This window comes from Citricoccus sp. NPDC055426 (genome assembly GCF_040677445.1).
Classification (GTDB): domain Bacteria; phylum Actinomycetota; class Actinomycetes; order Actinomycetales; family Micrococcaceae; genus Citricoccus.
On sequence record NZ_JBFARZ010000006.1, the window covers coordinates 99,906 to 113,251 of the forward strand.

The following is a 13,346-nucleotide window of genomic DNA, read 5'->3' on the forward strand; positions in this document are numbered from 1 at the left end:
TCAACAGACATCCCAACAGACATCCCAACAGACTTCGGCGGGCAGGCAGTGCCGCCAACACAGTGCAGGACACGATCGGCGCAAGGGCGCAGAGGGGCAAGGACACGTGAGTTTCGGACAAGGATTTGGTGGTCTCTTCGGGGGATCAGACGAGGGCCGCGGCAATGACCGCGGGGCGGGGGGCTCCGGCGGCCTGTTCGGCGGTGGGCCCGGTGGCCAGGGCGGTACGGGTGGACCCGGCCGTCCCGGCGGGCCGGGGCAGCCGGGCCAGCCGGCCCGGCCCGGTGGCGGGTCCTCGGGCGGAGGCACCGGCTCCCGCCGGCCGTCGGCACTCGTGCTCACCATCGTGGCGCTGGCGGTGCTCGTGGTGGTGTTCATGTTCTTCGCCGGGGTGTACGCGGACGTGCTCTGGTACAACCAGATCGAGTACTCCGAGGTCTTCTGGACGGAGATCTGGACCCGTGCCGCGCTGTTCGGCACCGCCGGCGTCCTGATGGGTGTGGCCGTCTGGCTGTCCATGTGGCTCGCCTGGCGGGCCCGTCCGAAGAACCTGCAGAGCCAGACCCGGGACTCCCTGGCGCAGTACCAGAAGCAGCTCGAGCCGATGCGCCGGCTGGTGTTCATCGGCATCCCGGCGGTCATCGGCTTCTTCGCCGGTTCGGCGGCCATGAACGCGTGGCAGGACGTGCTGCTGTTCTTCAACCAGGAACCCTACGGCCAGACCGACCCCGAGTTCGGGCTCGACTACATGTTCTACATGGCCAGCCTCCCGTTCTTCGGCCTGGTCGTCGGCTTCCTCATCTCCGTGGTGTTGATCGCCGGCATCGCCGGACTGCTGGTCCACTACCTGTACGGCAGCGTCCGCGTGAAGGAGCAGGGCGGGCTGGTCATCGAGAACTCCGCCCGCGTGCACATCGGCGTGTTCGTGGCGCTGTTCCTGGTGCTGCAGGCCGGCAACTACTGGCTGAACCGCTACCGGACCCTGCAGTCCCAGGACGGCAACTGGGCCGGTGCCATGTACACGGACATCAACGCCGTGATCCCGACGTCCACCATCCTCGCCGTGGCGGCCGCCCTGGTGGCCCTCCTCTTCGTCGTCACGGCCATCACCGGCAAGTGGCGGATCTCCCTGGTCGGCGTGGCCGGCCTGGTGATCGCCGCGATCGCGGCCGGTGCCGCCTACCCGTTCCTGATCCAGGAGTACCAGGTCAAACCGTCCGAGGAGACCCTGGAGCAGGAGTACATCGCACGGAACATCGAGAACACCCGTGAGGCCTACGGCTTGTCCGACGTGGAGTCCACCTCCTACGCGGGCGAGACGACGGCAGAGGCAGGCAGCCTCGCCGCGGAGTCGGCGAACACCGAGAACATCCGCCTGATGGACCCGAACCTGCTCTCCCGGACCTTCGGCCAGCTGCAGCAGTTCCGGCCGTACTACTCCTTCCCGGAGACCCTGCACGTGGACCGCTACGAGGTGGACGGCGAGAAGCAGGACACCATCATCTCCGTGCGTGACATCAACGTGGATCCCACGTCCTCCTGGGTCAACCAGCATGTCACCTACACCCACGGCTACGGCGTGGTGGCCGCAGACGCCTCCGAGGTGGGGGCCGGCGGCCGTCCCTCGTTCCTGCTGTCCGGTATCCCCACCTCCGGCGCGCTGGGCAGTGACGAGACCTATGAGCCGCGCATCTACTTCGGCATGAACTCGCCGGAGTACTCGATCGTGGGGGCCCCCGAGGGCACCCCGCCGCGCGAGCGCGACCGTCCCCAGGACGCCTCGAGTGACCAGGACACCACCTACACCTTCACCGGTGACGGTGGGCCGGCCGTGGGCAGCTTCTTCAACCAGCTGGTCTACGCCATCAAGTTCGGCTCCACGGAGATCCTGCTCTCCTCGGACGTCAACGAGGAGTCGCAGGTCCTCTACGACCGCAACCCGGTCGAGCGGGTGCAGAAGGTGGCCCCGTACCTGACCATCGACTCCAATGCCTACCCGGCCATTGTGGATGGGCGCGTGCAGTGGATCATCGAGGGCTACACGACCTCGAACGACTTCCCGTACTCCACGTCCCAGCAGCTGGACTCGGCCACCCGGGACGCGCTCAACCAGGACGCCGGCGCCAACCTCTCCGGCCAGGTGAACTACATGCGCAACTCGGTCAAGGCCACCGTGGACGCCTACGACGGCTCCGTGAGCCTCTATGCCTGGGACGAGGAGGATCCGCTGCTGAAGGCCTGGCAGAAGGTCTACCCGAGCTCGCTGGAGCCGTACTCGGAGATGAGTGCGGAGCTGATGGACCACGTCCGCTACCCGGAGGACATGTTCAAGGTGCAGCGCGAGCTGCTGACCCGGTACCACGTGACCGACTCGGTCAACTTCTACCAGAACAACGACGCCTGGTCCGTGCCGGCCGATCCGACGCAGGACGACGAGACGATCAAGCAGCCGCCCTACTACATGTCCCTGCGCATGCCGGGCAAGGACGAACCCGAGTTCTCGCTGACCAGCAACTTCATCCCGCAGCTGACGCAGGGCGCCGAGCAGCGCAACGTGCTCTACGGGTTCCTCTCGGCCAGCGGCGACGCCGGCACGGGGGAGGACGGGGTCAAGTCCGAGAACTACGGGGACCTGCAGCTGCTTGAGCTGCCGCGCCAGACCTCCACACCGGGCCCGGGCCAGGCCCAGGCGCAGTTCGACTCCAACGCGCAGGTCTCGCAGGAGCTGAACCTGCTGCGCCAGGGTGCCTCGGAGGTCATCAACGGCAACCTGATCACCCTGCCGGTGGCCGAGGGCATCCTCTACGTGCAGCCGGTGTACATCCAGTCGACCGGCACCACGTCCTACCCGACGCTGCGGAAGGTGCTGGTCTCCTTCGGTGACCAGATCGGCTTCGCCAACACCCTCCAGGAAGCGCTGGACCAGGTGTTCGAGGGTGACTCGGGTGCCTCCACGGCAGACGGTCAGGACCCGACGGAGGGCGACGGCGGGGATGAGCCCGGCTCGCAGCCGAACGTCCCCGAGGTCCAGAGCGAGCAGGAGAAGCTGGGCCAGGCCCTGGAGGACGCCAGCGCGGCCATCCAGGCCTCGGAGGAGGCCATGGCCGCCGGCGACTGGGCCGCCTACGGTGAGGCGCAGGGCCAGCTCAACGAGGCCCTGTCCCGCGCCACCGCGGCGGACGACGCCATCCGTGGCGAGGCCGGCGCGGACGCAGGGGCCGAGGCCCCGGCCGAGGGTGAGGGTGACGGCGAACAGCCGTCCGAGGGCACCGAGGGCTGAGGCCGAGGGGTCCCATGGGACCCCGGTGAACCCCACGTGGCCGTCCGGTAGCCCCCGGATGGCCACGTGGGGAACGCCACACGGTCTTCGATTTGGTGTTCCGCCGAGACCTGCGTATAGTCATATGAGTCGCCGCGGGGTGGAGCAGTTCGGTAGCTCGCCGGGCTCATAACCCGGAGGTCGCAAGTTCAAATCTTGCCCCCGCAACGAGAAGGGAAAACCCCCGAACCATTGGTTCGGGGGTTTTCTGCTGTCTTGGGCGGCCCCTCACCGAACGTGGTGAGGGGCCGCCGTCGTGGGCCGGGGCGCAGGCCCTGGAGGGCGCCGGATCAGCTGTTGGTGGTGGCACCCTCGCTGTAGTCCAGCTCGGTCTCGCCGGCGGCGGCTGCGGAGCCCGCCGTGAGGGAGGGGGTGCCGCCGGCCTTGAGGGCTGCCAGCCGGGCCTCGACCTCGGTCTGCTCGCCCAGGTCCTCGAGGGACTCGAACTGGGCGTCCAGGGAGGACGCAGCCAGCTCGTTCTGGCCGCGCACCCGGGCCTCCTCGCGGCGGACCTTCTCCTCGAAGCGGTTGACCTCGGAGGAGGGGTCCATGATGTCGATGGACTTCACGGCGTCATGGACCGCGGACTGGGCCTGGGCGGACTTGGCGCGGGCGGTCAGCTCATCACGCTTGGAGACCAGCTGGCGGCGCTTGTCGTTCATCTTGTCCAAGCCGTCCTTGAGCTTGTCCACGATCTCGGTCTGCGAGGCGATGGTCGGCTCGGCGGCCTTGGCGGACTTCTCGGCATCCATCTGGCGCTCGATGGCGACCTTGGCGAGGTTGTCGAACTTGTCCGCGGAGGCGGTGTCACCGGAGGTGCGGAACTGGTCCGCCTTGGTGGAGGCGGCCAGGGCCTTCTGGCCCCAGCTCTTGGAGGCATCCAGGTCCTCGTTGTAGTCGTCCTGGATCATCCGCAGGTTGCCGATGGTCTGGGCCACCGCGGCCTCCGCCTCGGAGATGCTGTTGGTGTAGTCGCGGACCATCTGGTCCAGCATCTTCTGCGGGTCTTCTGCCTTGTCCAGCATCGAGTTGATGTTGGCCTTGGCCAGGGTTGCAATTCGGCCGAAAATGGACTGCTTTACCACGTTGTCGCCTTCCGCTCATTCCGTGAAGGCCCCGGGTTTTCCGGAGCTCCGTCTCCCTGCCCCGTCTGACGGGCGTTGGGCCCCGGCGCCTCGCGGCGCCGGAAACTTCTCTTGTCCCCTAGAAACTACCGCCGCCGATGTCTCCGAGGCCACCGCCGCCGCCGAAGTCTCCGCCGCCGAGACCCCCGCCGCCGCCGAAGCCGCCGAAGCCGCCACCGCCCCAGTCGCCGTGGTCACCGTCTCCGAGGATGCCCCCCATCAGGATGCCGCCGAGGATGGCCCCGCCGAGGCCGGCGCCGAAGCCGCCACCCCGGCCGCCGTAGCCGCCGCGGCCCCCGTATCCGGCCCCGGCATAGCCGCCACCCCACTGCTGGAGGTCCTGTTGCGCCAGCTGGCTGGCCCGGTCCGCCAGTGAACTGGACTGATGGGCCATGTTCAGGGCGGTCACGGGGTCCTGGCCGGAGAGCCGGGCCGCTTCCTGGAGGGTGCGCTCGGCCTCGGCCAGCTTGGTGCGGGCCTGGCTGCCGACGGCGCCGCGGCGGGCGGCGATGAAGTCCTGGGTGCCGTCGATCTGGGCCTGCGCCTGCAGGATGGCGGACTGCAGGGCGGCGGCGGCGCGGCGCTCCTGCTCCTGCCGGTCTCGGATACCCGAGAGCGGTGCGTCGAGCTGGCGGTGCGCCTGCTCCAGCGACTGCAGCAGCCGGAAGGGCGCCGGCCGGCCCGAGGCGATCTCAGACCTCACCCGGGTGAGGGTCTGGTCCATGCCGGCCGCGGGCCCCGCGAGCTCGGGGTGCTGGCCGGCGGCCACGAGGGCCTGGGCCTGGGCCAGATCCTGCTGGGACTGGTTCACGCCGGTCTGCAGGTTCTCCATGGCGCTCTCCAGGTGCCGATGGGCCTTGGCCACGGCCTCCACCAGGGTGGACGTCTGGGCCACGCCCTCCTCGCCGGCCCGGATCGCGAGCACCGCGGTGGACGGGTCCGAGGCAGCGAGGGACTCCTCGGCCTTCTGCACGGCAGACCGGACGAACTCGAGGCGTTCCCGCGCCTGTGTGGCGTTGTCCTTGACCTCCGCCAGCGCGACGTCCGCGTACCGGGAGTGCAGGTCCACCAGGGTCTGCTCGGCCTGCGCCACCGTGAGCGCCACCTCCTCGGCGCGGTCGTTCAACGACTGCAGGGCCGGGCCGGCGTCCTTCTCCAGGTCGCGGAGCTTGTCGAACTCCGCCGCATGCGCGGAGAGCGTCTCGTTGACCGCCGTGCACCGGGCGATGATGTCCTTGAGCCAGGTGCGCTGCTGCTCCTCGGTGTCCGGGATGTGGTCATCCAGCTGGTTCTGCAGCTTGAAGGACTCCCGCAGGTGCTCCTTGGCGGTCTCGATGTCCTGGGTGAAGGTCCCCACGGACTGCTCGCCATAGGAGGCCAGGGCGAAGCCGACCTCCTGCTCCGAGGACCGGATGGCGTCATCCGCGCCCACCAGCATCGAGCCGGCCTTGGTGCGCAGGTCCTCGACCGACATCCCGTCCAAGGGGTCCTTCGGCCCCTGTGCCCCGCGGGCGGAGTCACCCTGCTGCGCGGCCTTGGTCTTGTTGCGCCGCATCAGGGCGTAGCCGCCACCGGCCAGGGCGGCCACCGCGACGCCGCCGGCGATCCACCCGCCGGCGCCACCGCCGGAGTCCGGGCCGTCGACCCGGCCGTCTGCGGCGTCCGCCACGCCGGCCACCGTGGCCAGGGCCGCGCGTTCCCAGTCATCCTCGCCGGCCGCGGGCAGCTCGGGGACGATGTACTCGTTGGTGATGTCCCCGGTCAACGGCTCGATGGCGTTGGCCTGGGTGGCGGAGTACGCGTAGCTGCGGGTTTCCACCGCGACGGCGAGGATGGAGTCGGTGGAGCCCAGGTCCTTGGCGGCCGCGACCTCCGTGAGCCAGGCGTTCCGGTCCATCGACTGGCCGGACTCGTCCGTGAACTCGTCCACGTACACCACGAAGAGGTTCTGCCCCTCCTCGGCGCGCAGCTCGTTGATGGCCTGGGTGATCTCCTGCTCCTCGGCTGAGGTCAGCACCTGGGCCTCGTCCACCACGAAGGTGCCCGGCGGGATGTCCACGGGCGCCTCGGCCCGGGCCGTGTCCGCGAGCACCACGCCGCAGACCGTGACCAGCCCGGAGACCGTCAGGGCACTCGTGGCCAGGACGGCGGGGGAGAGACGGCGGGATGGGACCGCGAGGGCCTGGGACTTCATGGATCACCCTTCTGGGGGTACACGTGGGACGGTGGCTCTGGTGAGAAGTCTATGGGGCGTTCGGAGACGTTCGCCATGAACGGACGCGGACCGGGGTGCGCCATGAGTGAACCACTTCAGCGTACTGTCAGGTTTCTGTCAGCCAATGCGCTCCAATCGGCCAGCTAGGCGCGGGAGGATGGTCTGCGCAGCACGGGCCACCACCACTGCGGTGAATGGCAGGAAAGGACGACCATCATGAATGACGCGGACTACCCCGGCAGCAGGGGAACCGACAGCAGCGAAGGCGCCGGGGGAACCGGTGGCCCGGACGGCGGGGCGAGGCCCGTGCCGCCACGTCCAGAGGCACCGCCGTCGTCCGCGCAGGTCTCCGCCAGCCGGGAGCCCTACCCGCAGTGGGACCAGACCCAGTCCCTGCCGCGCACCGACCCCGCCACAGACCCGGCCCCCGCCGGCCACGCGACGGCGGCCCGGCCCGGTCCGGCCGGAACCGGGACCACCGGCACGAAACGTCGCACCGTGGGCGTCGGCACCCTCATCGCCGGCATGCTCCTCGCCGGCCTCGCCGGCGGCGGGGTGGCGGCCGGGGTCAACGCAGTCACCGAAGACGACACCGGCCAGACCGGCACCGGGTCCGTCCAGGAGCAGGGGCACGGACTGGAGATCAACCGTTCCGAGGACGCCACCGCCGTCACGGCCGCGGCGGCCAAGGCGGCCCCCTCCGTGGTGACGATCTCCGTCACGGACGGTCAGGCCGCCGGCTCGGGCTCCGGGGTGATCCTGGACGACGAGGGCCACATCCTGACGAACACCCACGTGGTGACCCTGGGTGGGCAGAGCGGCTCGGCGGACGTCACGGTCCAGACGGCCGACGGCACGGTGCACACCGCCACCGTGGTGGGCACGGACCCGGAATCGGACCTCGCCGTCATCAAGGTCGAGGCCGAGGGGCTCACCCCGATCGAGACCGGGGACTCCTCCGAGCTCAACGTCGGCGACTCGGCCATCGCGATCGGCGCCCCCCTGGGCCTGTCCGGCACCGTGACGGACGGGATCGTCTCCAAGCTGAACCGCACCATCTCCGTGGCTTCCTCGGCCGTGCCGGAGGACAGCGGCGAGGGCGGTGGCGGCGGCGCGCCCGAGTTCGAGATCCCCGGCTTCCCGGCACCGGAGCAGCAGACGCAGTCCCAGGGGTCGATCTACATCAACGTCATCCAGACCGATGCGGCCATCAACCCGGGCAACTCCGGTGGCGCCCTGGTGGACTCCCAGGGCCGGTTGATCGGCATCAACGTGGCCATCGCCTCCGCGGCCGGCTCCTCCTCGGACACGTCCGGCAACATCGGCGTGGGCTTCTCCATCCCGATCGACCACGCCCAGCGGGTGGCCCAGGACCTCATCGAGGACGGTGAGGCCACCCACGGCTTCCTCGGGGTCTCCGTCACCCCGCAGCCCGCCACGCCGGCCGGCGCCGAGCCCCGGGCCGAGGCCAGCGGCACCGGCGATCCGGCGGCGATGTCCTCCGGCGGATTCAGCGCCGGGGCCCGGGTGGTCGAGGTGGTCCCCGACACCCCGGCGGCCGAGGCGGGCCTGCAGGAGGGGGACATCATCACCGGGGTCGGTGACCGCCCGGTCGCCGACAGCCAGTCCCTGACCGCCGTGGTGCGCGAGTACCCGGAGGGCGACACGGCCACCGTGCACTTCACCCGGGACGGCCAGGAGCAGTCCGCGGACGTCACCTTCGTCTCGGATGCCGACCGGGGGTAGCGGCACAGGGCACCATGGAGGACATGATGCCCTTGAAGACCCCCGCGGAGCTGGCCACCGACTACGGATGGACGAAGGTCCTGGCCTTCGGCGCCCACCCGGACGACCTGGACTTCGGCGCGGCCGCCACGGTGGCGGGGCTGACCCGGGCCGGCGTCGAGGTCACCTACGTGGTCATGACGGATGGTGACGCCGGCGGCTTCGAGGCCGAGAACCAGCACACCATGACCGAGCGCCGGCACCGCGAGCAGCGCGAGGCCGCTGCGCACCTGGGGGTGCGGGACGTGGAATACCTGGGGGAGCGGGACGGCTACCTCGAGCCGTCCCACGCGGTGCAGGCCAAGGTGGTGGAGGCGATGCGCCGGCACCGTCCGGACGCGGTCTTCACCATGTCCCCGGAGCGGGACTGGAGCCGTCTGCAGCGCTCCCATCCCGATCACCTGGCCGCCGGGGAGGCCGTCGTCCGGGCCAGCTACCCGGCGGTCGAGAACCCCTTCGCCTATCCGGAGCTCGCAGCCCGCGGGCTGGAGGCGTTCCACCTGAAGTGGCTCGTGGTGTACTGCCACCCCGCGGAGCGGTCCAACCTGGCCGTGGACGTGACCGGGTATGAGCAGGACAAGCTGGCGGCCCTGCGGTTCCACGCCTCGCAGCATCCCGATGTGCAGCGGATGGAGACGTTCGTCCTGGACGGCATGGAGCAGCTCCACCGGGACTGGGCCACCGCACACGGACCCGAGGAGTCCGTGGTCGCAGCGGGCGGGCCGGACGCACCGCGGAGGTTCGTGGAGACCTTCCACCTGGTCGGCGTCAACGACGCCACCACCATCAGCGGCTTTTAGCTTCTGGCTTCTAGTCCTCGTCCGGGGACGGCGTCGGGGTGTTGTTGGGGTGGCCGCCGTAGATCGGACCCTGCGTCACCTGGTGGACCAGGTCCACGCTGCCGAGCGGGGCCGTCGTCGGGGTCTCGGAGCCGCCCTCGGGCTCGATGGTGAGGATGAGGTCCCGGAAACGGTCGACGCCGCGGAAGGTGACCGGGTCCTGGAGGTCCTCCAGGGTGTAGGTGCCCAGGCTGTGAGGCGCCGAGCCGTCGGTGGGGAACAACCAGACCTGGAAGACGTTGCCCTCGCCGGGGTCCGGCAGGCCGGCAAAGGTCACGTAGGCCATGCCGGACTCCTTGGACACGTGGCCCTGCATCGAACCGCCCTCGGTGAGCGAGACCTGTTGGGTGGTGAAGGAGTCCTCGGCCTTGTTGACCTCGGCCACGATGTTCGGTCCCATGATCAGCCGCACCACGGTCCACAAACCCAGGGCGAGCACCGCCAGGCCGGCCACCACGAGCATCCACTTCTTCACGGGTCGCCGCGGTGCCTCGTCCTCGTCTTCGACGGAGGGTCCCAGCCCGTCCACGAGTCCCATGCCCACGTCCTGGGCCGGCAGGCGGTGCAGCACCTCGTCCAGCAGCTCCGACGGCGGCTCCGTCGCCAGGCCGCGGAAGGCCCACGTCACGGTGCGGCGGGCGGCCTCGATCCGGGCGCGCCACAGGGTGGTGAACTCGGGCCCCTGACGGGCCAGGAACCGGTCGAGCTCCTCGCGCTCGGTGCCGGTGACGGCGTCCAGGGCCACGAGGTCCGCCCACTCCTTGCCCAGTCCGTTCTCCAGGTCCTGGCTCAGGTTCAGGGTGAAGTTCCGGGTGGTGCCCGTCCGGGCGGCGATCTCCGGGGTGACGGCGCGCTGCATGACCGGGTCCGCACTGCCGGAGCGCCCGAGGAACTTCTCCTGGTAGCGCGCGGAGATCCGCTGGACCGCGTCCCGCAGGCGCGACTTCACGGTGGGGACGGCCACGCCGAGCTCCTCGGCCACCTGGCGGTAGGTGCGTCCGCCGGCCCAGGCCAGGTCCAGGGCCTCGAACTGGGCCGGCGTCAGGATCGCGAGCACGGTGGTGGGCTCGCGGTGGCCGCCCTCGGAGGCTCCGGCGTTCTCCGGCAGCAGCCCCTGGCCGAACCCCGGCAGCGCATCCTCCCGCACCAGTCGCGTCATCGTGTCGTGGGCCAGGATCTCGAGCCAGCACAGCACGGAACGGTGCCGTACCGTGGCGGAGTCCTCGTCGAACCGCTCGAACGGGGCCTCGTCCCAGGCCCGGACGAAGGTCAGGACGGTGGCCTCCGCGGCGTCCGCCTCGGAGGCGAAGAGTGCGGAGGCCATGCCGTAGACCCACGGCGCCGTGGCGTCATAGAACGCGGAGAAGGAGGCCTGGTCGCCCTCCCCGGCCAGCCGCAGCAGGTCGTCGAGGCCGGGCAGTCCGAGGGCCGCAGCCGACGGGGAGGTTGCCGACGGTGATGCCGTCGGGGCCGACGCAGCGGGCGCGCCCGTGGACGGTTCAGACCCGTCGTCCGGGGCCGGAGTGCGATCGGAGAGACCGGGGACATTCTTTTCCATGGTGGTCCCAGCATAGGAACGCCACACCCCGGCACCCTGCCGCCACGCGGAGCGTGACCGCACTGCAACCCGCGGGCGGTGAGGCGTGGACGTGTGGCGGGGTCCTCAGCCCCCGCCGGCGAATCCGTGCTGGCGCCAGGCCTCATAGAGGGCGATCGAGGCGGAGTTCGCCAGGTTCAGGGACCGGCGCGAGGGCTGCATGGGCAGCCGGACGCGCCCGGTGATGCGGGGGTCGGTCAGGACCTCCTGGGGCAGGCCGGTGGATTCGCGGCCGAACATCAGCACGTCGCCGGGGGCGTAGTCCACCTCCGTGAACACGGTCTCGCCGCCCGAGGTGAAGGCGAACACCCGGGCCGGTAGCAGGGCCGCCAAGGCCGCCTCCAGGTCGGCGTGCACCGTCATGACGGCGAGGTCGTGGTAGTCCAGGCCCGCACGGCGCAGCTTGGCGTCCGAGAAGTCGAACCCGATCGGTTCCACGAGGTGCAGCTCGGCGCCGGTGATGGCGGCCAGCCGGATGATGTTGCCCGTGTTGCCGGGGATCTCCGGGGAGTGCAGCAGGAGGCGGAAGCCGGGGGACCCGGGCGCGGGAGACCGCGGGGCACCGCGGTGCGGGTTGTCCGGGAAGGCGGGCGAGCCGGCGTCGTGGCGGGGGGCACCGGGGGCAGGGAGGGCGGAAGACACCCGACCATGGTAGTTCCGCGGCTCAGTACATGGCGCCGAGCAGCCGGGCCAGCAGGCGCCGGTCCACCGTGGCCGAGCGGGATCCGGTGCCGAGGAACATCTTGACGTCGCGGCCGAACTGCAGGGGATGGGCGGGCGGGTCGGTCAGGAATCCTGCCTCGGAGTCCAGCACCGAGCGGGTGCGGTCGAGCTGGATCACGGGGGCGTGCGGGTTGTCGTCCGGGCCCAGGACCAGGACGAACCCGCCGATCGTGCAATCGGGGAAGGCGCGTTGCAGGGCCACCATGGCGGGGGCCAGGGAGGGAGGGGAGACCCGGCGGTCACCCTTCCACAGGTCAGCTCCGTCCCAGCGGTAGACCCCGTCCGGGACCTGGATGGACCCGATGATCGCCAGCCGGTCACCGCACAGCAGCACGTGGTCGATGGCCCCGGAGTTCAGCCGTCCGAAGGTCAGGTGCAGGCCGTTGACGAGGCGGGTGGCCGGCAGGGAGGCCAGCACCTGCGTCTGGATCGTCCGGATGGTGCGGGCCTCCCGGACCAGGCGGTGTCCGGCCGGCAGGATGCCGCGCTTGCGCGGTGCGCCGTGGATCTGCTGCGAGCTGCGGGCCAGGTCCAAGACCATCTCGTCATCCAACGACGGCACGTAGGTGATGGTCCCGGGGCCGCTCGGCGTCCGGCCGCCGGCACCACCGGTGGTGCGGCTGCCGGTGCGGCGGGTGCGCGCGGAGGGGCGCGGGGCGGAAGGGCCCGACGCCGGCCCGCCCGTCGGCCGGCCCGTCCCGGAACGCCGGGCACCGGCGGCGCTGAAACCGCGGTCATACTCGCGGCGCGAGCCGGGATCGCCCACGAGCTCCCACGCGTAGCTGACCAGCCGGAACTCGGCGACATCCCCACCGTAGTCCGGGTGGGTGCGGCGGGCGGCCCGGCGCCAGGCGGCCTTGAGCTGGGTGGTGTCCGCGTCGAAGGACACGCCGAGGACCTCGTAGGCGGAGCGTCCGCCGAAATCTGCGGGGCTCACGGGGTGGGGCCTCCGTCCGCGGCGGAGACGCCCCGGGGGCTGACATGCGGGAACCGGTACCGCAGGAAGAGCGCGCCGGCCTCCTCGAGCAGGCCCACGAGCTCCAGCCGGGAGGCCTCCGCCGGCTCCGGCCCCCCGATGATGCGGCGTCCCGTGGGGCCGGCCGCCAGCGGGGACAGGGACAGGCACAGCTCGTCGGCCTGCCCCGCCGCCGCGAACGAGCCGAACAGGGACGGGCCTCCCTCGGAGTGCACCAGCCGGTGGCCCCGCGCGGCCAGCTCGGCGCGCATCCGGGCCGGTTCGGCCCGGTGCCCGCCGCAGTCCACCACGTCGGCGACCTCCTCGAGCGCGCGCCGCCGGCCGGCGTCGGCCCCGGTGGTGGTGAGGATCAGGGGACGGACCGGGGCGGTCCTGAGGAACCCGCCGTCCGGGTCCAGGTCGAGCGAGCCGCTGACGACGGCCAGTGCCGGGTGCCCCGGCAGGCCGCGGGCCTCGCGCCAGGCACGGTCCTCGGCGGAGACGAGCTCGCCCGCGTACCCCTCGGTGCGGATGGTCCCGGCGCCGACGAGGAGGACGTCGGCCGGCCGGCGGAGCAGGGCGAACAGGCGCCGGTCCGCCGCGGTGCCGAGCCCCCCGGAGAGCCCGTCCAGGGTGGCGGCCCCGTCGGCGGAGCTGACGAAGTTGAACCGCACCCAGGGCCGCTCAGCGGCGTCCACCGGCGGGGCGTAGAACGCGACCAGCTCATCATCCGTGAGCTCCGCCGCCGAGCCCGGGCTCGGAAGCCCGGAGGGGTAGGGATGCATCAGT

General features: G+C 71.1%; 9 protein-coding genes and 1 tRNA gene. 4 read left to right on the plus strand and 6 right to left on the minus strand.

Features of this window, described 5'->3' with window-relative positions:
* Positions 1 to 106: 106 nt before the first annotated feature.
* Positions 107 to 3,280 carry a UPF0182 family protein gene (locus AB0K08_RS10550; RefSeq protein WP_363354155.1) on the plus strand — a complete coding sequence of 1,058 codons (3,174 nt, stop codon included), beginning with the start codon at positions 107 to 109 and terminating at the stop codon, positions 3,278 to 3,280.
* 133 nt (positions 3,281 to 3,413) lie between these two features.
* Positions 3,414 to 3,487 (plus strand) — tRNA-Met (locus AB0K08_RS10555).
* A 122-nt stretch (positions 3,488 to 3,609) separates the two neighbouring features.
* Here AB0K08_RS10555 and AB0K08_RS10560 read toward each other — a convergent pair.
* Together AB0K08_RS10560 and AB0K08_RS10565 are read right to left on the minus strand one after the other, a co-directional pair.
* Positions 3,610 to 4,404 (minus strand): PspA/IM30 family protein, encoded by a 795-nt coding sequence (locus tag AB0K08_RS10560; RefSeq protein WP_363354157.1) that lies wholly within the window; start codon positions 4,402 to 4,404, stop codon positions 3,610 to 3,612.
* Positions 4,405 to 4,522: 118 nt separating this feature from the next.
* Positions 4,523 to 6,637 carry a TPM domain-containing protein gene (locus AB0K08_RS10565; protein ID WP_363354159.1) on the minus strand — a complete coding sequence of 705 codons (2,115 nt, stop codon included), beginning with the start codon at positions 6,635 to 6,637 and terminating at the stop codon, positions 4,523 to 4,525.
* A gap of 237 nt (positions 6,638 to 6,874) precedes the next feature.
* Here AB0K08_RS10565 and AB0K08_RS10570 point away from each other — a divergent pair, with 237 nt between their 5' ends.
* Together AB0K08_RS10570 and AB0K08_RS10575 are read left to right on the plus strand one after the other, a co-directional pair.
* Positions 6,875 to 8,404, plus strand: coding sequence for a trypsin-like peptidase domain-containing protein (locus AB0K08_RS10570; protein WP_363354161.1), 1,530 nt, complete (start codon positions 6,875 to 6,877; stop codon positions 8,402 to 8,404).
* Between the two features lie 23 nt (positions 8,405 to 8,427).
* Positions 8,428 to 9,243, plus strand: coding sequence for a PIG-L deacetylase family protein (locus tag AB0K08_RS10575; protein ID WP_363354163.1), 816 nt, complete (start codon positions 8,428 to 8,430; stop codon positions 9,241 to 9,243).
* Between the two features lie 10 nt (positions 9,244 to 9,253).
* Here the strand turns inward: AB0K08_RS10575 and AB0K08_RS10580 are convergent, their stop codons facing one another.
* The 4 genes from AB0K08_RS10580 to AB0K08_RS10595 form a co-directional block, all read right to left on the minus strand.
* Positions 9,254 to 10,840, minus strand: a complete 1,587-nt coding sequence (locus AB0K08_RS10580) for an anti-sigma factor (RefSeq protein ID WP_363354165.1) — start codon at positions 10,838 to 10,840, stop codon at positions 9,254 to 9,256.
* A gap of 105 nt (positions 10,841 to 10,945) precedes the next feature.
* A complete protein-coding gene (locus AB0K08_RS10585; protein WP_363354303.1) occupies positions 10,946 to 11,398 on the minus strand; it encodes a tRNA (cytidine(34)-2'-O)-methyltransferase in 453 nt (150 codons plus the stop codon).
* Positions 11,399 to 11,543: 145 nt separating this feature from the next.
* Entirely contained in the window at positions 11,544 to 12,539 is a 996-nt protein-coding gene (locus AB0K08_RS10590) for a DnaJ domain-containing protein (RefSeq protein ID WP_363354167.1), read from the minus strand.
* Positions 12,536 to 13,342: a pyrimidine reductase family protein gene (locus AB0K08_RS10595; protein WP_363354169.1), complete on the minus strand. Its 807-nt coding sequence runs from the start codon at positions 13,340 to 13,342 to the stop codon at positions 12,536 to 12,538. The genes AB0K08_RS10590 and AB0K08_RS10595 overlap by 4 nt, the downstream gene beginning before the upstream one ends.
* Positions 13,343 to 13,346: the final 4 nt, after the last annotated feature.